Origin of the sequence: Streptomyces sp. NPDC048650, assembly GCF_043199095.1 — a bacterium.
In the GTDB taxonomy this organism is placed as follows: Bacteria; Actinomycetota; Actinomycetes; order Streptomycetales; family Streptomycetaceae; genus Streptomyces.
Genome location: NZ_JBICVM010000001.1, coordinates 68,506 through 88,469, shown reverse-complemented (window position 1 = coordinate 88,469; position 19,964 = coordinate 68,506). Strand labels below are relative to the sequence as shown.

Genomic DNA, 19,964 nt, shown 5'->3' with positions numbered 1-19,964 from the left:
CGACATGTGACGGTTCCCGTCAACTCGCTGGCGGTGGGAGCGATGCGATCGGTAAGATACGAACTGCTTCTGCACCACTTACACAACCCGCTCGCGCACCGGCCTCTCGCGGACCGGCCTCGCGCACCACCGGCACCACCGGCACCGCGCGCCCACACCACCCGCCCATCCGCCACCACCCATCCGCCCACCGCACCAAACGTCACGCGTCACCGTCACGGGGGAACTGTCATGTCCACATCCATCACTCGCCCACCGGCCCTGGCCCGCCTGCGGCAGGCCGCCGTGGAGAGCGTCTCCGGGCTCCCGCGCCAGTTCTGGTGGCTGTGGACCAGCACCCTGATCAACCGGCTGGGCGCCTTCGTCGCCACCTTCCTGGCGCTCTATCTGACCGTCGAGCGCGGCTACTCGGCGTCCTACGCGGGCCTGGTCGGCGCGCTCTACGGCCTCGGCGGCGTCGTGTCGTCGATCGGCGCCGGGGTGTTGACCGACCGGCTCGGCCGCCGGCCCACGATGTTGATCGCGCAGTTGTCGACGGCGGCCTCCGTGGCGTTGCTCGGCTTCATGGAGGACCCGGTCGCCATCGCGGCGGTGGCGGGCGTCGTCGGCATGGCGACCAACGCCTCCCGACCCGCCGTCCAGGCGATGATGGCGGACATCGTCGCCCCCGAGGACCGGGTGCGGGCCTTCTCCCTCAACTACTGGGCCATCAACCTCGGGTTCGCGATCTCCTCCACGGCCGCCGGACTCATCGCCGAACACGGCTATCTGGCCCTCTTCCTGGGCGAGTCCGCGCTGGTCCTGACCTGTGCCCTGGTCGTCTTCCTCAAGCTCCCCGAGTCCCGCCCGCAGGCGGCCCCGCCGTCCGCCGGCGACGCGGCCCCGGACTCGGCCCCCGCCCCGGTCTCCATGCTGACCGTCCTGCGCGACGGCCGTTTCATGACCGTCGTCGGCCTCAATCTCCTCCTCGCCCTCCTCTTCCAGCAGGCGTACGTCTCCATGCCGGTGTCGATGGGTCAGGACGGCTTCTCCAGCACGGACTTCGGCGTGGTGATCGCGGTGAACGGCGTGCTGGTCGTGCTGCTGCAGATCCCGGTCACCCGCTTCATCGAGCACCGCAGCCCGGCGATGCTGCTGATCGGCTCGTCCCTGCTGGCCGGCTACGGATTCGGGCTCACCGCCCTGGCCGGCTCGGTCGCCATGTACGCGGTCGCGGTGACCGTCTGGACGCTCGGCGAGATCATCAACTCGCCCACCCAGATGGGCCTGGTGGTGCGCCTGTCCCCGCTCCACGGCCGCGGCCGCTACCAGGGCATGTACGCCCTGTCCTGGTCCATCGCCTCCCTGACGGCCCCGCTGCTCGGCGGCGTCGTCATCGACCGCTTCGGCGCCGATGCCCTGTGGGCGGGCTGCGCGGTCGTCGGCACGGTGGCGGCCCTCGGGTACGGGGTGCTGCTGCGGCGGGTGCCGGGGGCGGCGGGCGCGCGGCCGGTGGCCGGCCGGCAGCCGACGTCCCCGGTCACGGGCACGGCTTCGGGTGGCGACGTACCGGCGGAGGCGGCAGCGCCGGCTGCGCCGGTGGCCTGACGCGGGCCCCCACTCCCCCGGCGGGTCCGACCCGCCGCCGCCTCGCCCCGGAGAACCGGGCGCGGGGCTACTGCGACGCCCGCCCCGTCAGATGCGCGAACGCCGCCAGATTGCGGGTGGACTCGCCGCGGGACACCCGCCAGGCGTACTCCTTGCGGATGGCCGTCGCGAAGCCCATCTCGAGCAGGGTGTTGAAGCTGCCGTCGGCGTTCTCCAGGACCGTGCCGAGGATGCGGTCCAGTTCGTCGGGGGTCACCGCCGCGAGCGGGAGCTTGCCGACGAGGTAGATGTCGCCGAGCTTGTCGATCGCATAACTGACGCCGTAGAGGCGGGTGTTGCGTTCGAGGAGCCAGCGGTGCACGGCCTCGTGGTTCTCGTCCGGGTGGCGGACGACGAAGGCGTTGATGGAGAGGGAGTGCCTGCCCACGATCAGCGAGCAGGTCGTGGAGAGCTTGCGGGTGCCGGGGAGGGTGACGACATAGCTGCCGTCGGCCGGCGAGTCCCACTCCAGCTCGGCGTCCCGCAGGGTGCGCTCGATGACCTCGGTCGGGGTCACCGCCCCGCCCGCCGCACCGCTTTCCGCACCCGCGCCATCCGTCATCTCACCCATGCAGGGATCGTAGGTGACGCCGGCGTTCCTGAATGGCGGCGGTGTAGACGTCACCGGTCGCCGCGGCGGCGGTGTCCCAGCCGAACGACTGGGCGTGCCGGGCGGCCTCGGTGCCCATCCGCGTCGCCAGCGCCGGGTCCGCGACGAAGCGGCCGAGTGCGCGGGCGTAGTCGGCCGGGTCGTGACCGGAGACGAGGAAGCCGCTGCTGCCGTCGCGGACGGCCACCGGGAGACCGCCGACCGAGGCCGCGACGACCGGGGTGCCGCAAGCCTGGGCCTCTATGGCGACCAGCCCGAACGACTCGCTGTACGACGGCATGACCAGCACCGATGCCGCGCGGTACCAGTCGGCGAGCTGCTCCTGGCCGACCGGCGGCCGGAACTGCACGATGTCCGCGACACCGAGCCGGGCGGCCAGCTTCTGCAGCCCCTCCGGCTTGGCCAGGCCGCTGCCACTGGGGCCACCGACCACCGGGACGACCAGGCGGGAGCGCAGCGAGGGGTCCTCGTCCAGGAGGGCGGCGGTCGCGCGCAGCAGGATGTCCGGGGCCTTGAGGGGTTGTATCCGGCCGGCGAAGAGCGGAATCACCGCGTCCTGCGGCAGGCCGAGGCGGGCGCGGGCGGCGGCGCGGCTGGCGGCGACGTCGGAGCCGTCGGCCGCCCCGGGGGCCATCGGGCGGAAGCGCTCCAGATTGACGCCGGGGTGCACCACGGCGACCTTGCCGGGCTCGGCGTCGTAGTGCCGTGCGAGCTCGTCCGCCTCCTCGGCGGTGTTCGCTATCAGGCGGTCCGCGGCGCGGACGATCTGCGTCTCGCCGATCACCCGGGCCGCGGGCTCCGGGGCGTCACCGGTGGCGAGGGCGGCGTTCTTGACCTTGGCCATGGTGTGCATGGCGTGCACCAGCGGGACGCCCCAGCGCTCCGCGGCCAGCCAGCCGACGTGGCCGGAGAGCCAGTAGTGGGAGTGCACGAGGTCGTAGTGGCCGGGGCGCTGGCCGGCCCACGCCTGCATCACGCCGTGGGTGAAGGCGCAGAGCTGGGCGGGCAGCTCCTCCTTGGCCAGGCCCTCGTACGGGCCCGCGTCGACGTGCCGCACGAGCACGCCGGGCGCCAGCTCGACGGTGGGCGGCAGGGTGCCCGTCGTGGCGCGCGTGAAGATCTCGACCTCGATGTTGATGGCCGCGAGCTTCTTGGCGAGCTCGACGATGTAGACGTTCATCCCGCCCGCGTCGCCGGTGCCGGGCTGGTGCAGCGGGGAGGTGTGCACGCTGAGCATCGCCACGCGGCGCGGCCGGCGCGGAACGCCGGGCAGCCGCAGCCTCGCCTGCCCCGCGAACTGGCCGGGGGGACGGCCGCGGAGCCGGGATACGTATTGGCTCACTGCGAGCTACCTCCTAGGGCCTGGCGGTCCACACGCCTCCGACCCCCTCCAACAACGGAGGTCGCCCATGCATTTCCGTCCGGCGCCCTCTCCCGCCACTTTGCCAAAGCGTGACCTGAGGGCCGGGCGGGTGTCCCCCGGCCCGTACTCTCGATGCCATGGCCCGCCGCTCCTCCGTCCCTGCCACGCCTTCCCGCCCCGTCGGCACGGTCACCCGCGGCACCACCAACCCCAACCGGCTGCGCCGCATGGACCGCTGGATAGCCGCCGAACACGGTGCCGAGCTGCGCCGCACCGCCGACCCCGTCGCCGTCGACCTCGGCTACGGCGCCGCGCCCTGGACCGCGGTGGAGCTGCTGGGCAGGCTGCGGACGGTCCGGCCGGACGCGCGGGTGGTCGGCGTCGAGATCGAACCGGCGCGGGTGGCGGCCGCCCAGCCGTACGAGCGGCCGGGGCTGGACTTCGTCCACGGCGGCTTCGAGGTGCCGCTGCCCGGCGGGCCGGGGCGCGCTCCGGTGCTGATCAGGGCCGCGAATGTGCTGCGGCAGTACGACGAGGACGCGGTGGCCGCCGTATGGCAGCGGCTGTGCGCACGGCTGGCGCCCGACGGGCTGCTGGTCGAGGGCACCTGCGACGAGATCGGGCGGCGCCACGTGTGGGTCGCGCTGGGGCCCGAGGGTCCGCGCACGGTCACCTTCGCCACCCGGCTCGGCTCCCTCCACGCCCCCTCCGACCTGGCCGAACGGCTGCCGAAGGCGCTGATCCACCGCAATGTGCCGGGCGAGCCCGTCCATGCCTTCCTGCGTGACTTCGACCGCGCCTGGGCTGCCGCGGCCCCGCTGGGCGCCCTGGGTGCCCGGCAGCGCTGGCTCGCCGCCGTCCGCACCCTGGCGACGGACTGGCCGCTCACCGGCGACCACCGGCGTCGGCGCCAGGGAGAGGTCACCGTGCGCTGGGAGGCGCTGGCGCCCCGGGGCTGAGCCCCGCCGGGCGGCCCACGGTGCACGTGCCGGGCCCCACCGTGCACGCGCCGGGAGCCGGACCGGGTCCCGGGTCCGCCCGACTGTCCGGCATGCACACGCCAGGGGCCGCTACGCCGCCCCGACCCGCTGCCTGCCGCGCGCCACCACGCCCGCCAGCTCCCGCAGCCGCTCTTCGGTGACCGACCCGCGAGGCGCGCTGTACGTCAGCAGCGCCTGGTCCGCGTCGGTGCTCAGCCGGAAGCTCTCGAACGTCACCAGCAGCTCACCGACCAGCGGATTGACGATCCGCTTCGTCCCGCGCAGGCACTCGCTCACCGCCTGCGCCTCCCACAACCGCCGGAAGTCGGCACTGCGCTCGAGGAGTTCGGTGACGACCGCGCAGACCCGGGGGTCGTCGGGCCAGCGGCCGCTCTCGGCCCGCAGATTGCCGACCACCTCGTCGGCGAGCCGCTGCCAGTCCGGGTGCAGCTCGCGGGCCGTGGGGTCCAGGAAGACCAGCAGCGCCGAATTGCGGCGGCCGGGCTCCAGGGCATCGAGCTCGAAGCCGACCCGGCCGCCCGGCGCGTTCCAGGCGAGAATGTCCATGCCCCGCCCGACGATCATGGCCGGGACGGTGTCCGCCATCGCGTCCAGCAGCTGCCGGATCTCCGGCCGTACGGTCTGACCGGGCACGGCCGCCCCCGGCACGCACACGGCGGCCGTCGCGTCCCGCCGCCGCGGCACGGCGACGTTCCGCAGATAGGTCACTTCCCCGTCCGTCAGCCGCAGCGCCCGCGCGATCGCATCCAGCACGGAATCCGAGATCGCGTGCGCCCGTCCCTGCTCGATCCGGGTGTAGTAGTCCACGCTGATGCCGGCGAGCTGCGCGACCTCCTCGCGCCGCAGCCCGCGCACCCGGCGTCGGTTGAGCCCGCCGGGCAGGCCGAGTCCGGCCGGGTCGAGCGCCGCCCGGTGCGCCTTGAGGAACGAACCGATCTCGACTTCTGCATGCAGCATCCCTCCAGTATGCGACGCACCGCCGGATGGGTGGTTCCGCCGGACCCAGGCTGTGACGGACCTGGTGCGCTCCGTACCGGCGGCGCAAGGTGGTGCCCAGCGGCGGGTGCGGCCCGCCGCGGCACCCGCGGTCCCGCGGTGTCCGTTCCGCTGCGCACCCGCGGTTCCGCATCCGCACCGCCGCCCCGGCGTCCGTGCAGCGGCATCCCCGTACCGGCACAAGGAGCGGTTCATGAAGCGCAGGATCCTCGGCGCCACCGGCATCTCGGTCAGCGAGTACGCGCTCGGCGCGATGATGCTCGGCGCCTGGGGCAACACCGACCACGACGACTGCGTGCGGATCGTGCACCGTGCGCTGGACGCCGGGATCAACTTCGTCGACACCGCGGACGTCTACGCCGCGGGCGAGTCCGAGGAGATCGTCGGCAAGGCGCTCAAGGGGCGCCGCGAGGACGTCGTGCTCGCCACGAAGGCCGTCAGCCCGATGGGCGACGACCCCAACCACCGCGGCAGCTCCCGGCGTTGGCTCGTCCGCGCGGTGGAGGACAGCCTGCGCCGACTGGACACCGACTACCTCGACCTCTACCAGATGCACCGCCCCGACCCCGCCACGGACATCGACGAGACGCTGGGCGCGCTCTCCGATCTCGTGCGGTCCGGCAAGGTGCGCGCGGTCGGCTGCTCGACCTTCCCCGCCGAGCAGATCGTCGAGGCGCAGTGGGCGTCCGAGCGGCGCGGCCACGTCCGGTTCCGCAGCGAGCAGCCGCCCTACTCGATGCTGGCCCGCAGCGTGGAGAACGCGGTGCTGCCGACCGCACAGCGCCACGGCATGGGCGTGCTGACCTGGGGTCCGCTGAGTGCGGGCTGGCTCTCCGGCCGCGACCTGTCGGCCAGCTCCCGGGCCGGTCTCGAAACCCAGAAGTTCGACCTCTCCGTCCCCGAGAACGCCCGCAAGGCCGAGGCGGTCGGCGCCCTGACCAAGGTCGCCGACGAGGCCGGGCTCACCCTCCCGCACCTCGCGACCGCCTTCGTCCGCGCGCACCCCGCGGTCACCTCGGTCATCATCGGCCCCCGCACCCTCGACCAGCTCAACAGCCTGCTGGACGGCTCCGAGATCACGCTGAGCGCCGACGTCCTCGACCGCATCGACGCCATCGTCCCGCCCGGTACGGACCTCAACCGCGCGGACAGCTATTACGTCCCGCCGGCCGTGGCGGACGCGTCGCTGCGGCGGCGCTGAACACCCGAGGGGCTACGGCATCCCGCCCTGGAGCACGGTCGGGCATATCAAGAAAAAAGATGTTTGACCATCCCAGGGCGCGGTGCCTACGCTTTGCATGAGGCATCTGATCGAGGTTGCCGCCTTGAGTTGCCGCCTTGCGAGGGCAACGGTGCCAGCGAAGCAGGGTCGAGTCCTGCGAAGTCGCCCCGCCCGGTGCGCCGGGCCCTCCCGCGTCAGCGGCGCGCAGCGGTGAGGCCAGGAGAACTCCCCCGGAGAACTCCACAGTGATACGCCGAGGAATCGGCAACCCATCAGCCCCGAGAGGGGACGATCATGCGCGCGAAGACCAGGACCCACCGCATAGCCGCAGCACTGTGTGCCGTGCCCTTCCTCGTACTGGCCGGTGCCGGCGCAGCAAGCGCGGCCCCCGCCACCGCGCCGGCGGCCGCGCCCACCCACGCCGCCTCCCACGGGTGGAGCTGCGACGACGACTGGAACTACGGCCCGGACTGCTACGACGGCGGATACGGGCAGTACGGCGGCGTCGTCGTCTTTGTGTACGGCCTCGGCCTCGGCTGAGCCCGGCCCACGGATACGGCGGCGGATTCGACCGATCGGCCCGTCCGCGAAACTCCCGGACCCTCCCCACCCCAGGGGTCTGCCCGCAGGGGCGGGCCCCTGCGGCGGCGGCGCCCCCCTCGCCTCGCCGTTCGAGTAGGAGGGTGGCTAGGGTTGCGGCCGTGACGCAGAACTCGGTTCCCCAAGGCTGGTACCAGGACCCATACGGCACACCGGCTTTGCGCTGGTGGGACGGCTCCCGCTGGACCGAGCACACCCAGCCGCACCCGGCCCAGGCCGCACCCGCTCCGGCGCAGGCCGCGGTGCCGCCGCAGCAGAGCTACCAGCAGGCGCCCGCCCAGCAGGCCCACCAGCAGGCGCCCGCCCAGCAGGCCCACCCGCAGGCCCAGCAGCAGCACGCTCAGGCCGCGCAGCCGTACCCGCAGGCGCAGCAGCCGTACCCGCAGGACCAACAGCCTTACCCCCAGGCCCAACAGCCCTACCCCCAGGCGCAGCAGCCTTATCCCCAGGCGCCCCAGCAGCAGCCCCCACAGCAGTTCCAGCAGCCCCAGCAGCAGCCCCACCCGCAGATGGGCGGCGGCCCCGGCCCCGGGGCACTGCTCGCGGCCGATCTACTGCTGGTCGAGCAGGACTTCAAGTGGGTGGACATCACCACGAGTTACGCGGTCCGCGACCGCAACGGCACCGAGGTCGGCTCGGTCGCCGAGACCGGTCAGAACGCCGCGCGCAAGGCGCTGCGGTTCGTCAGCACCATGGACCGCTACCTCTCACGCCGCTTCGAGGTCCGCGATCCCGCCGGCGTCCCCTTCCTGGTGCTGCGCCGGGGCACCAAGGTGATCAAGTCCCGGGTGAACGTCGAACGCCCGGACGGGACGCCGATCGGCGAGATCGTCCAGGATTCGGTGATCGGACACGTCAGCTTCGACCTGATCGCGGGCGGCCAGACACTCGGGCAGATCAAGGCGGAGGGCTGGTACGCCTTCACGTTCACGATCACCGACCACACCGGCGCCGAGGTGGCCCGGATCGGCCGCGGCGCGCTGGACATCGTCCTGGACATCATCGGCGGCTCGGACTACTACCACCTCCAGGTCCTGCGCCCGCTGCCGGAGCCGCTGCGCACCCTGGTCATGGCGGCCGCCCTCACGGTGAACACCATGCTCCGGCCGGACAAGGACGGCAACGCCTGAAGCCGCATGCCGCCGGGGCGCCGGGCGCCGGGCGCCGGGCGCCGGGCGACGCCTGTGCGATGCCGATACGTTGCGCCATGCCCAGGGCATCGTCGAGACCGGACCTCGCGGGCTGCGGCTGTTCCCGCACGTACAGCCGTACGCCCCACCACGGCCCCCGCCGCCGCGCACACCTGCACCGACGCAACCACCGCAGCCACCGGACCGGGTCGTCCCCGAAATGATCGACTCCATCACCCGGCGCCCCTTGCCCACCTAGACTCGTGCACCCCCGCCGCACCGGCCGGGGGCTACCCGAGCAGGAGAAGGAAACGTGGAAGAAACAGCGCGAGAGGCTCCGAGAACGCGGGCCGAGATAGTCGCGGACAACATCGGAGCATCCCCTGCCTTCTTCATCTTCCTCGCGTTCCTCGGCTTCTTCTTCGCCGAAACGCAGGACGGCGAACACAAGGCGTGGGGCGCGTACTTGGCCGGCTGGGTACCGTCGATCGTCATGCTCGCCAAGGCGGCCATCACGCGGAAGAAGCCCGAAATGGGCACCCTCGTGGGAGTAACGATGCTCGTCGTATTCGGCCTTCTGTTCTCGTTCACCCACCGGGATTCGTTCCCGTTCTGAAGGCACCGCGGAGCATGGCCGAAAGACCCATGCCCGACCATCCGGTACCGCAACACCACGGAACACAGAAAGCGCGTCCCTGGGGGTCCGGCCTTTGTCCGGGTGTGGCGGTTCGCAGAGCCGATCCGTGAACCGCCGCCGCGCATACCGCCGCTGAAGGGCTGCAGGCCCTTCAGCAAATGGGCACGTCCCCCCAGCCCAACAATCCGGTCCGCGTCGTCGTCCTGGCGGCAACTGCCGTCACAGGCCCTCCCCGGTCGCGTGCAGGGCGCTGAGCAGGGCGGTGACGAGCTCCCGGTCCCGCTCCTGGGTGAGACAGCGGCAGGCCGCGGCGGGCGGGAGCCACCGCAGGCGGTCGACCTCCTTGTTCACTGCGAACGAGCCGCCGGTGGCCTCGGCCGCCCAGTAGCGGACCTCCTTGGGGCGGGCGTCGACCAGATAGCGGACGCCGGGGAGTTCGGGACCGGGGGCGCAGGTCATGCCGGTTTCCTCCGCCACCTCGCGCATCGCGCCGGACAGCGCGTCCTCGCCCCGTTTCAGCTTGCCCTTGGGGTGTGACCAGTCGTCGTACTTGGGCCGGTGAACCAGCGCGAGCTCGATCCCCTCGCCCGAGCCCGACCGCCGCCACAGCACGCAGCCCGCAGCCCGGATCACCGACTGCTCAGCCATGTGCCGCGCCTCCCCCGGCGTGCGGCAGCCAGGCCCGGCCGAAGGCGAAGCGGGCCGCCTCCACCTCGTGGCGCTGGTCGGCATGCAGAACGCCCAGGGCGTAGGCCGTGGCGGGAGCGATGCGGGGGGTGCGGGCGGCGCCGGCGGCGGCGGTGGCGGCCTCCGCGGCGTCCCGGTGGCGTTCCAGGGCGCGGTCGGCGCCGGCCAGCCGGGGGTCGTCGTAGCCCGGTGCGATCACTTCCTGGGCGTACCGGCTCAGCCGCACCAGCATCCGCACCTGGTGCCAGGGGGCGTCCTGGCGGTGGTCGGCGGTCAGCGCGTCGGCGTTGTACGGGTGGCCGGCGCGGGACAGCGGGAGGGCGGAGACGGCTTCCGCCAGGCGCCGGTGGGCCCCCTCGACGAGCTGCGGCAGCGCCTCGGCGGCCGGCACCTCGGCGACCGCGCGGGCCAGCTGTGCCTCCGAGGCGAGCACCGCCACGGAGTCGGCGACGGCGTGGAAGCGGGACGAGCCCAGGGCCTGCAACGCGGCGGAGTGCGCGCGGGTGCGGGCGAGGGTGAGCTGGCGGTCCAGCAGCGCCCCGGCGCGCGCGGCCCCGACCGACAGCGCGCTCTCGGCGTCCGGATCGGGGGCCGGGGCGCCGGCGGCGGGAGACGTCAGCCGCTGCAGGGCCGTCATCAGGCGCTCGCGGCGAGCCGCGCAGGCGTGCTCGCGGGCCAGCGTGCCGGACAACCAACCCAGTTCGGCGCGGAGCTGGTCGGCCCAGGTCTCGTCGGTCAGCGGCTGGAAGGTGTAGAGGGTGGCGCTGATCCGGCGGGCGGCGCCGCGCAGCAGCCCGGCCGCCTCGCCCGCGCCCTGGGCGTCCGAGCCGCTCTCGCGGTGCAGGCGCAGACTGCGCAGGAAGTCCGCGGCCCGGCGGTGGAGATAGCCGGACAGCACCTCGCCGGAGGTGCGCCCGCTCAGCGCCGGTCCGGCCGTCCCCCCGGAGTCCGGCGGCTGCGCCGTTCCCACCGGCTCCCCCGAGCCGGCCGGGCTCTCCCCGTCCTCCATGTCCCCCGTGTCCCCCGTGTTCGCCCTGTCCCCCGGTGCTCCCGGCGTCCCCGGCCCGGCGTCCCCGTACGGATCGAACAGGCTCCCCTCGGGCCCGTCCACCACCGCGGCCCGGGCTCCGGGGACACCGCCGAGGTCGTATCCGATACCGATGAGACCGGACGTCCCCCCGGCCGACTGGTCATGTCGCTGGGCCACGCCGGCGCCTCCGCGCGTCAATGAGCATTTCCTGTACGTTGCGCAGCGGCGCGCCGTCCGCGTCCACCGCATGCCGGGTCCAGTCGCCGTCCGGGCCCAGGTGCCAGGAGGACGTGGAGTCCGAAGTCCCGTTCTCCAGAAGCCGGTTGAGGGAGGCGCGGTGCGCCGGGTCGGCGACCCGCACCAGTGCCTCGATCCGCCGGTCCAGGTTCCGGTGCATCATGTCGGCGCTGCCCAGCCACACCTCGGGCTCGCCGCCGTTGCCGAAGGCGAAGACCCGGGAGTGCTCCAGGAAGCGGCCGAGGATGCTGCGGACGCGGATGTTCTCGCTCAGGCCGGAAACTCCCGGGCGCAGCGCGCAGATGCCGCGTACCCAGATGTCGACCTGGACCCCTGCCTGGGAGGCGCGGTAGAGGGCGTCGATGACAGCCTCGTCGACCATGGAGTTGACCTTGATACGGACGTAGGCGGAGTGGCCGGCCCGCTGGTGCGCGGTCTCCTTGGTGATGCGCTGTATCAGGCCGTCCCGCAGGGACTTGGGGGCGACCAGGAGCCGGCGGTAGGTCTCTCGGCGCGAGTAGCCGGACAGCCGGTTGAAGAGGTCGGAGAGGTCGGCTCCGACCTGCGGATCGGCGGTCAGCAGCCCCAGGTCCTCGTACAGCCGGGCCGTCTTGGGGTGGTAGTTGCCGGTCCCCACATGGGAGTAGCGGCGCAGCATCTCGCCTTCCTGGCGGACGACGAGCGAGAGTTTGCAGTGCGTCTTGAGGCCGACCAGGCCGTAGACCACATGGCAGCCGGACTCCTCCAGCTTGCGCGCCCACTTGATGTTGGCCTGTTCGTCGAAACGGGCCTTGATCTCCACGAGGACGAGGACCTGCTTGCCGGATTCCGCGGCGTCTATCAGGGCGTCGACGATCGGGGAGTCGCCGGAGGTGCGGTAGAGCGTCTGCTTGATGGCGAGGACGTCCGGGTCGGCGGCGGCCTGTTCCAGGAACGCCTGCACGGAGGTGGAGAAGGAGTCGTACGGGTGGTGCAGCAGGACGTCGCGGGCGCGCAGCGCGGCGAAGATGTCGGGCGCGGTCGCCGACTCCACCTCCGCCAGGTCGCGGTGGGTGCCGGCCACGAACTTGGGGTACTTCAGCTCCGGCCGGTCCAGTGCCCCGATGCCGAAGAGGCCGGTCAGGTCGAGCGGGCCGGGCAGCGGGTAGACCTCGGCCTCGGAGATCTTCAGTTCCTGGACGAGCAGGTCGAGGACCGCCGGGTCGATGGACTCCTCGACCTCCAGGCGGACCGGCGGGCCGAACCGCCGCCGCATGAGCTCCTTCTCCAGCGCCTGGAGGAGGTTCTCCGCGTCGTCCTCCTCCACCTCCAGGTCTTCGTTGCGGGTCACCCGGAACATGTGGTGCGCCCGTACTTCCATCCCCGGGAAGAGCTCCTCCAGGTGGGCGGCGATGACGTCCTCGATGGGGACGTAGCGCTGCGGTGACGCCTCCAGAAAGCGGGAGAGCAGCGGCGGCACCTTGACCCGCGCGAAGTGGTCGTGGCCGCTGACCGGGTTGCGGACGACGACGGCGAGGTTCAGCGACAGGCCGGAGATGTACGGGAAGGGGTGCGCCGGGTCGACCGCCAGTGGGGTGAGCACCGGGAAGATCTGCTGGCGGAAGAGGGTGAACAGGCGGGCCTGCTCCTTCTCGGTCAGCTCCGGCCAGCGGATCAGGTGAACGCCCTGCTCGGCGAGCTCGGGGGCGATGTCCTGCTGGAAGCAGGCGGCGTGCCGGGCCATGAGCTCACGCGAGCGCGTCCAGATCAGGTCCAGCACCTCGCGGGGCTGGAGGCCGGACGCGGAGCGGGTGGCGACTCCGGTGGCTATCCGCCGCTTGAGGCCGGCGACCCGGACCATGAAGAACTCGTCCAGGTTGCCGGCGAAGATCGCCAGGAAGTTCGCCCGTTCGAGGAGCGGGGTCGCCGGGTCCTCGGCCAGCTCCAGGACCCGCTCGTTGAACGCCAGCCAGCTGCGCTCCCGGTCCAGGAAGCGGCCGCTGGGCAGTTCCTCGCCGTCCGCGCCGGGCACACCCGTCTCCTCGTACGAGTCGAGGTCGGCGTCCATCTCGGGCTCCAGCTCCGGAAGCGCGCTGCGGACCGCGTGCGGGCGGTGGGCGGCGATGGAGCCCACCGACGGCTGGACCGAGGGGCCCGCAGCCTCGGGTGCGGCAGGCGAGGGCTTCGAGGACTGCGTCTCGGGCTGGACCCGGGCCTGCGCGCGCGGCTGCTGGTTCATGTTCTCATTCTTCCGCGCTCCGGCGATTCCAGGCGCGTCGGACGGAGGCGGCGCGACACGGAGCCTCGGGGTCGGGACGTTCGGCACAGCGGGCTGCATTCAGCGATGCTCGCAAGCGATATTGAATCGCCGGTAACGCGGATGTGGCGGACAGGCAAGCGGGGCGCTACCCCCAGGGTTCGGGGGCCGGCCGGGCAGCCGGCGCCGGAGCGTCGCCGCCGCGGGGAGGGGCACACCTGGCGTAAGGCTCGCATAAAGAATCTCGTTATGCATGAGAAATACCCTCATCCTTAATTAAGCAAGACCTCATGGAAAACGGCCGAGTGGACTCGGTTTTCTGGCGTAGCGTTTCCTCTGTCGCCACCGGGAGCAACTCGATGGCGGCGAGAAATGCCTATTCAATTCATCGAGCAACGGAGAAATCCATGAGCTTCCGCAAGATTGTTCCCGCCCTTCCGGCCCACCGCTGCGAGCCGGCCCACCGGGGCGTCCCCGCGCACCACGGCGGCCACGTCACCACCCGCCCGAACCCGGCCGACACCGTCGTCGTGCGCCGCGCCCGCCGGGTGATCGGGGGCTGACGCCCACACCCTCCGGAGGCGGGTCCCGGTGTGGGGCCGGGACCCGCCTCCGGGCCTGCCCGTACGGATGCAGGGATGCAGGGATGCACGGATGCAGGGATGCACGATCCACGGAGGGGAGGCTGCGGCGCATGGCTGCGTACGACGACCGGGTGACGGTGCGGCTGCGGGCCATCGACCCCGCACCGGCAGTCCCGGCACCGACGCTCCCCGCACCGGACATTCCGGTCGCGGAATGCACGCCGGGGAGGGAAAAGGCGGAATCCGATACCGAAAGGGGAGGCGGGGCGGACGACGCACCGCCGCAGAGCACGACCGCGCGGCAGGCATTCCGCAGTTTCTGGCCGCTGGTAAAAGGCGACCGGCGGTGGCTGGTCCTGATATGCGTCTGCATTGTGATCGCCGCCCTCGCGGAGACCGCCGCCATTCTGCTCTTCGGTGAATTGACCGACCACGCCCTGCAGAAAGGGTCGCTCGACGCGTTCTGGGTGCCCGCCGCGAAGTGGCTGGGGGTGGCGGCCTTCGGGGCCGTCGTCGGTTACCTGGGGAACTCCACGGCCGTTTGGGTGGCGGAGCGGTTCGTCATGCGGCTGCGGGCCCGCGTCTTCGGCCACGTCCAGGACCTGCCGCCGCACTTCTTCCAGCAGCACCGGCAAGGGGATCTCGTCGAGCGCCTCACCGGAGACGTCGAGGCCATCGAGCAGCTCGTCGTCTCCGGTGTGGTCCGCACCGTCTCGGCCGTCTTCAGCACGGTCTTCTTCTTCACCGCCGCGCTCCTGCTGCGCTGGGAACTGGCCCTGGCGACGTTCGTCCTGGCGCCCCTGTTCTGGCTGGCCGCCCGGCAGTTCGCCGGCCGTATCAAGGCCGCGGCCCGGCAGGAGCGCGTCGCCGACGGGGCGATCACCTCGGTCGTCGAGGAGTCGCTGGGCAATGTCGTGCTCACCCAGGCGTACCACCGGCGGCGCGCCGAGGAGCAGCGGCTGGACACCGAGGCCCGTGCCTGGATGCGCGCTTCGGTGCGCGGGGCCCGGCTGAGCGAGCTGTACACCCAGCTCGTCGAGGTGATCGAGACGGTGTGCGTGCTGGCCGTCATCGGGCTCGGTGCCTGGGAGATCTCCCAGGGCCGGATGACCCTCGGGCAGCTGCTCGCCTTCGCGGCCTTCCTCGGCTACCTCTATCCGCCGGTCCGGGCCCTGGGCCAGCTCGGGCTGACCGTCACCGCGGCCACCGCGGGCGCCGAACGCCTCCTGGAGATCCTCGCCGCCCGCCCCGCCGTCATCGGGCCGCCGACGCCGACGCCGACGCCGCCCGGCCCGGTCCGCGGCGTCATCGAGGCCGACCACGTCTGGTTCCGCTACCCGGGCACCGGGCGGGAAGCCGCCCCCGCCCTCCGCGACCTCACCTTCACCGCCCGCCCCGGGGAGCTGGTGCTCGTCACCGGCCCCAGCGGAGCCGGCAAATCGACGCTGGCCACGCTCCTGCCCCGCTTCTACGACCCGGCCGCCGGCCGCATCCGGCTCGACGGCACCCCCATCGCCGCCTTCCCGCTGGAGTTCCTGCGCGCGCACATCACGCTGCTGCCGCAGGAGACGCTCGTCCTGCACGGCACGATCCACGAGAACATCGCCTGCGGGCGGCCCGGCGCGACCGACGCCGAGGTGGTCCGGGCGGCCCGGAACGCCGCCGCGCACGAGTTCATCGGCGCGCTCCCCGACGGCTACGCCACCCCGGTCTCTCCCGGCACCGCCCGGCTGTCCGGCGGCCAGCTCCAGCGCATCGCCATCGCCCGCGCCCTGCTGCGCGACGCCCCGGTCCTCGTCCTCGACGAGCCGACCGCCGGCCTCGACGCGGTCGCCGCCCGCCGGGTGATCGCGCCGCTGCGCCGCCTGATGTCCGGCCGCACGACGCTGCTGATCACGCACGACCTGCACCTGGCCCCGGACGCCGACCGCATCCTCGTCCTCGACCGGGGCCGCCTGGTGGAGTCCGGCCGCCATGCCGAACTGCTGGCCCGCGGCGGTACGTACGCCCGGCTGCACGGCCACGCGACCGCCGCGGAACCGGCCGTCCGGTCATGAACGGCCCGCGCCGCGGCGGGCCGGGCGCGGCGGGCCGGGGGGGCTGCGGACCGGGGCGCCGCGGCGGGCCGGGGGCCCGGCCGGCGAAAGAACTCGGCTGCGGACCTCAACTCCCCTTTGTACGCTGCCCGCGTGCCCCCCTCCGAGACCTCGGCCGCACGGCCGTCACCGCTTCCGTACACCGCCCACCCCCTGCGCACCGAGCGGCTGGATCTGCGCCCGGTACACGCCGACGACTTCGCGGCGATCCACGCCTACCAACGGCTCCCCGAGGTCTGCCGCTACCTCTACTGGGGCCCGTTCGACGAAGCGCAGTCACGCGACTCCGTCGCCACCAAGGCGACCCGTACGACGCTGCACCAGGACGGCGACGTCCTGCAGCTCGCCGTCATCGTCCGGGAGACGGGAACGCTGATCGGCGACGTCACCTTCTTCTGGAAGAGCACCGAACACCGCCAGGGCGGCATCGGCTATGTCTTCCACCCCGGCCACGGCGGCCACGGCTACGCCACCGAGGCGAGCCGCGCCCTGCTGAAGCTGGGCTTCGAGGACCTCCGACTGCACCGCATCCAGGCCGAGCTGGACGGCCGGAACACCGCCTCGGCCCGGCTCCTGGAGCGTCTGGGGATGCGCCGGGAGGGCCATCTGCGGGAGAACGAATTCCTCGACGGGGAATGGAGCGACGAGGTCGTCTACGCGATGCTGGCGCGGGAGTGGCGGGCGCAGCGGGACGCCGCGCGACCGACGGCCTGACGCCCCGCCGACGTCCCGGGTCCGCGGCCCGAGCCCCGCCCGACGCCCCGGACCACCCGCGGCGGCTCAGGTCTCCGAGCGGTACATCAGGTCCGTCTCGTGCGTGACGAACCCCAGCCGTTCGTACACGTTCACCGCCGCCACGTTGTCCGCGTCCACGTACAGCATCGCGGTCGGCAGGCCCTGGGCCGCCAGGTGCCGCAGCCCGATCGCGGTGAGCGCCTTGCCGAGGCCGCCGCCCTGGGCGCCCGGCCGCACCCCCAGCACATAGACCTCGCCGAGGCCGTCCTCGGCGTGCACCTTGGTCCAGTGGAAGCCGATCAGTCGGCCGTCCCGCTCCGCGAGGAAGAAGCCCTTCGGGTCGAACCAGCCCTCCGCCTTGCGGTCGTCCAGGTCCCGCTGGGCCAGCGCGCCCTGTTCGGGGTGGTGGGCGAAGGCGGCCGCATTCAGCTCCAGCCAGGCCGCGTCGTCGGTGCCCGGCTGGAAGGTCCGGACCGACACGCCCTCCGCCAGGACCGGCTCCGGCAGCACCAGGTCGCCCAGCGAGCGGCGCATCTGCCGCAGCTCCCGGAACATCGTCAGACCGAGGGTCTGTGCGAGGTGCCGGGCGGCCGGATGCCCGCCGTGCGCCCACACCCGCAGTCGGCGGCCGGACTGCGCCAGCAGCTCCGTGCCGAGCGCCCGGCCGTGCCCGCGGCCGCGGTGGCCGGGGTGCACGACCAGCTCGGCGGCGGGCGCCTCCACCGGGTCGGTGTCCTCCAGCTGCCCATAGGCGACCAGCTGTTCCTCGCCCTCCGTGCCCGAGCGGACGAGCACATGCCGCACGCCCTCCCGACGCCCGCCCCGCAGCTGCAGCCGTCCCTGCTCGGACACGGCGGGCTGCCCGTCACTCCGCGCGGCCCGCTCGATCAACTCGAGAACGGCCTCGGCCAGCTCCGCCGTCAGCTCGTCGGCCACTTGAATCCTGCGGCCGGAACGGCCCATCTCCTGTGCAGCGTCAGTCATGTTTGAAGCGTACGGCCCTCCCCGGCCCGGGGGCCGTACGGTCCGCCGCGAGAGAACGCACCGGGGTGACCTCCCGGCGTGCCCGACGACGTCGCACCACTGTGCGAGGAGGCCCGCCGAAGGGGCGCTGGGCGGCCTCGCGGGCCGGGTCGCAGGAGGGGCCGATCAGCCCGCCGTGTCCGAGCAGGGACGGCCGAGGAGCGCAGCCGGGCGCGAACGGGCGGCGGGGCAGAGGATTCGCCGGACCGTAACCCGTCCCCCCTGTCGCGCTACGCGCGTGGACTCTAAGCTGCCGTCCGCTCAGGACCATCCAGGAGGGGAATCCATGCCACCCACACCTCAACGCCGCAGACTCGCCCGCAGCGTGACGGCCGGGGCCGCCGCGCTGGCCGCCGCCGCCGGAATCGCCGTCACCGCGCTGCCGGCCGGGGCCGAGAGCGCGCCTCCGCGGGCCGGGCGCACGGTCGATGTCCAGCTCCTCTCCTTCAACGACTTCCACGGCAACCTGGAACCGCCGCAGGGCTCCTCCGGGACGGTCGAGGAGATCCAGCCGGACGGCAGCAAGAAGAGCATCGCGGCGGGCGGCGTCGCATACCTCGCACAGTCCCTGCGGACGGCGCGCAAGGGGCATCCGTACTCCGTCACCGCCGCGGCCGGCGACATGGTCGGCGCCAGCCCGCTGCTGTCCGGGCTCTTCCACGACGAGCCGACCGTCGAGGCCATGAACGGTCTCGGCCTGGACGTCACCTCGGTCGGCAACCATGAATTCGACGAGGGTCGGGCGGAGTTGACGCGCCTTCAGCGGGGCGGATGCCACCCGAAGGACGGCTGCTACGAGAAGGGCAAGAAGTTCCGGGGTGCCGACTTCCCCTATCTCGCGGCCAATGTCACGGACGACCGGACCGGCCGGCCGCTGCTCAAGCCGTACACGGTCTGGAAGCACAAGGGCGTCAAGATCGGCTTCATCGGCGTGACCCTGGAGGGCACCCCGGACGTCGTCACCGCCGACGGCGTCAAGGGCCTGAAGTTCCACGACGAGGTCGAGACGATCAACAAGTACGCCAAGGTCCTCAACAGGCAGGGCGTGAAGTCGATCGTCGCGCTGATCCACGAGGGTGGGCTGCCGGCCTCCACGTCCTACAACTACGACTGCGACAGCCCCGGCCCAGGAGGGGGGTCCTCCCAGGCCTCGAGCTCTGGGGGAGGCATCTCCGGCCCGATCACCGACATCGCCAAGCACGTCACCCCGCAGGTCGACGCGCTCGTCACCGGCCACACCCACCAGGCCTACGCGTGCACGATCCCGGACCCCTCCGGGACGCCCCGTACGGTCACGTCCGCGGCCTCCTTCGGCAAGCTGTACACCGAGACGCACCTGACGTACGACCGGCGCACCCACGACATCGTGCGCACCAGCGTCAAGGGGCCGGGCGCGGTCAACCACGTCGTGAACCGCGACCAGTCCAAGGCGGCGGACATGACGTCGCTGATCGCCCGCTGGAACAAGCTCGCCGCGCCGGTCGCGAACCGTCCCGTGGGCCACATCTCCGCCGACATCGCGGGCCGCGGCGCGAACGCCCCCGAATCACCGCTGGGCGACATCGTCTCCGACGCGCAACTGGAGGCCACGAAGGCCGCCGACAAGGGCGGCGCCCAGCTCGCCCTGATGAACCCGGGCGGCATCCGCTCCGACCTCGCCTACAAGGCGTCCGGGCCGGAGGGGGACGGCGTCGTCACCTACGGCGAGGCGTTCACCGTCCAGCCGTTCACCAACATGACCAACGTCGTCGACCTCACCGGCGCCCAGCTCCTCACCGCACTCCAGCAGCAGGTCAGCGGGCCGAACCAGAGCTCTCCGAAAATCCTCCAGGTCTCCGAGGGCCTGACCTACACCCTGGACATGACCAAGTCCGGCGCCGACCGCGTCGTCAAGAACTCGGTCAGGCTGGACGGCGCGGCCATCGACCCCGCCAAGACCTACCGCGTTGCCATGAACGAGTTCCTGGCCGGCGGCGGCGACGGCTTCCCCGTCCTCAAGGACGGCAAGAACAAGTACGTCGGCCCGTCCGATCTGGACGCCTTCACCGCCTACCTCACCGCCCACTCCTCGGCGTCCGGCCCGCTGGACCCGCCGAAGGCGGACCGGATCACCGTGGTGAAGTAGGAGGGCGCAACAAGCCGTAACGGCGG

The 19,964-nt window shown here is 72.6% G+C and carries 17 protein-coding genes; 10 read left to right on the top strand and 7 right to left on the bottom strand.

What is annotated here, in order from left to right; all coding sequences use genetic code 11:
- Positions 1–231 precede the first annotated feature (231 nt).
- Complete coding sequence (locus ACGFML_RS00435; protein ID WP_393538413.1) at positions 232–1,587, top strand: MDR family MFS transporter; 1,356 nt, start codon at positions 232–234, stop codon at positions 1,585–1,587.
- Between the two features lie 67 nt (positions 1,588–1,654).
- Here ACGFML_RS00435 and ACGFML_RS00430 read toward each other — a convergent pair whose 3' ends face one another.
- Positions 1,655–2,188 (bottom strand): YbjN domain-containing protein, encoded by a 534-nt coding sequence (locus tag ACGFML_RS00430; RefSeq protein WP_393540319.1) that lies wholly within the window; start codon positions 2,186–2,188, stop codon positions 1,655–1,657.
- A gap of 1 nt (position 2,189) precedes the next feature.
- Complete coding sequence (gene mshA / locus ACGFML_RS00425) at positions 2,190–3,578, bottom strand: D-inositol-3-phosphate glycosyltransferase (protein WP_393538411.1); 1,389 nt, start codon at positions 3,576–3,578, stop codon at positions 2,190–2,192.
- Positions 3,579–3,736: 158 nt separating this feature from the next.
- Between mshA and ACGFML_RS00420 the strand changes: the two genes are divergently transcribed.
- Positions 3,737–4,558: a class I SAM-dependent methyltransferase gene (locus ACGFML_RS00420; RefSeq protein WP_393538410.1), complete on the top strand. Its 822-nt coding sequence runs from the start codon at positions 3,737–3,739 to the stop codon at positions 4,556–4,558.
- A gap of 111 nt (positions 4,559–4,669) precedes the next feature.
- On the opposite strand, the gene ACGFML_RS00415 is transcribed toward ACGFML_RS00420, so the two are convergent.
- Positions 4,670–5,557, bottom strand: a complete 888-nt coding sequence (locus tag ACGFML_RS00415) for a helix-turn-helix domain-containing protein (protein WP_393538408.1) — start codon at positions 5,555–5,557, stop codon at positions 4,670–4,672.
- Positions 5,558–5,789: 232 nt separating this feature from the next.
- Here ACGFML_RS00415 and ACGFML_RS00410 point away from each other — a divergent pair, with 232 nt between their 5' ends.
- The 4 genes from ACGFML_RS00410 to ACGFML_RS00395 all read left to right on the top strand — a co-directional run bounded on the left by ACGFML_RS00410 (position 5,790) and on the right by ACGFML_RS00395 (position 9,164).
- Positions 5,790–6,797 carry an aldo/keto reductase gene (locus ACGFML_RS00410; RefSeq protein WP_393538406.1) on the top strand — a complete coding sequence of 336 codons (1,008 nt, stop codon included), beginning with the start codon at positions 5,790–5,792 and terminating at the stop codon, positions 6,795–6,797.
- A 315-nt stretch (positions 6,798–7,112) separates the two neighbouring features.
- Positions 7,113–7,358, top strand: a complete 246-nt coding sequence (locus tag ACGFML_RS00405; protein WP_393538404.1) for a hypothetical protein — start codon at positions 7,113–7,115, stop codon at positions 7,356–7,358.
- A 161-nt stretch (positions 7,359–7,519) separates the two neighbouring features.
- Positions 7,520–8,548, top strand: a complete 1,029-nt coding sequence (locus tag ACGFML_RS00400) for a phospholipid scramblase-related protein (RefSeq protein ID WP_393538402.1) — start codon at positions 7,520–7,522, stop codon at positions 8,546–8,548.
- 313 nt (positions 8,549–8,861) lie between these two features.
- Positions 8,862–9,164 carry a hypothetical protein gene (locus ACGFML_RS00395; RefSeq protein WP_393538400.1) on the top strand — a complete coding sequence of 101 codons (303 nt, stop codon included), beginning with the start codon at positions 8,862–8,864 and terminating at the stop codon, positions 9,162–9,164.
- Positions 9,165–9,404: 240 nt separating this feature from the next.
- Here ACGFML_RS00395 and ACGFML_RS00390 read toward each other — a convergent pair whose 3' ends face one another.
- From ACGFML_RS00390 to ACGFML_RS00380, 3 genes are read right to left on the bottom strand one after another with little or no spacing between them, the layout of a single operon-like run.
- The gene (locus tag ACGFML_RS00390; RefSeq protein WP_393538398.1) at positions 9,405–9,833 is read right to left on the bottom strand and encodes an NUDIX hydrolase; all 429 of its coding nucleotides are present in this window, start codon (positions 9,831–9,833) and stop codon (positions 9,405–9,407) included.
- Positions 9,826–11,100 (bottom strand): CHAD domain-containing protein, encoded by a 1,275-nt coding sequence (locus ACGFML_RS00385; RefSeq protein ID WP_393538396.1) that lies wholly within the window; start codon positions 11,098–11,100, stop codon positions 9,826–9,828. Before ACGFML_RS00385 ends, ACGFML_RS00390 begins: the two co-directional genes overlap by 8 nt.
- On the bottom strand, positions 11,063–13,357 hold the full coding sequence (locus tag ACGFML_RS00380; protein WP_393538394.1) for an RNA degradosome polyphosphate kinase: 2,295 nt from the start codon (positions 13,355–13,357) through the stop codon (positions 11,063–11,065). The genes ACGFML_RS00385 and ACGFML_RS00380 overlap by 38 nt, the downstream gene beginning before the upstream one ends.
- Before the next feature lie 425 nt (positions 13,358–13,782).
- Here ACGFML_RS00380 and ACGFML_RS00375 point away from each other — a divergent pair, with 425 nt between their 5' ends.
- The 3 genes from ACGFML_RS00375 to ACGFML_RS00365 all read left to right on the top strand — a co-directional run bounded on the left by ACGFML_RS00375 (position 13,783) and on the right by ACGFML_RS00365 (position 16,769).
- Positions 13,783–13,938 carry a hypothetical protein gene (locus tag ACGFML_RS00375; protein WP_393538392.1) on the top strand — a complete coding sequence of 52 codons (156 nt, stop codon included), beginning with the start codon at positions 13,783–13,785 and terminating at the stop codon, positions 13,936–13,938.
- A 122-nt stretch (positions 13,939–14,060) separates the two neighbouring features.
- Positions 14,061–16,016, top strand: coding sequence for an ABC transporter ATP-binding protein (locus tag ACGFML_RS00370; protein WP_393540317.1), 1,956 nt, complete (start codon positions 14,061–14,063; stop codon positions 16,014–16,016).
- 132 nt (positions 16,017–16,148) lie between these two features.
- On the top strand, positions 16,149–16,769 hold the full coding sequence (locus ACGFML_RS00365) for a GNAT family N-acetyltransferase (protein WP_393538390.1): 621 nt from the start codon (positions 16,149–16,151) through the stop codon (positions 16,767–16,769).
- A 66-nt stretch (positions 16,770–16,835) separates the two neighbouring features.
- Here ACGFML_RS00365 and mshD read toward each other — a convergent pair whose 3' ends face one another.
- A complete protein-coding gene (gene mshD, locus ACGFML_RS00360) occupies positions 16,836–17,753 on the bottom strand; it encodes a mycothiol synthase (RefSeq protein WP_393540315.1) in 918 nt (305 codons plus the stop codon).
- A 346-nt stretch (positions 17,754–18,099) separates the two neighbouring features.
- On the opposite strand from mshD, the gene ACGFML_RS00355 reads away from it, so the two are divergent.
- Positions 18,100–19,938, top strand: coding sequence for a bifunctional metallophosphatase/5'-nucleotidase (locus ACGFML_RS00355; protein WP_393538387.1), 1,839 nt, complete (start codon positions 18,100–18,102; stop codon positions 19,936–19,938).
- Positions 19,939–19,964: the final 26 nt, after the last annotated feature.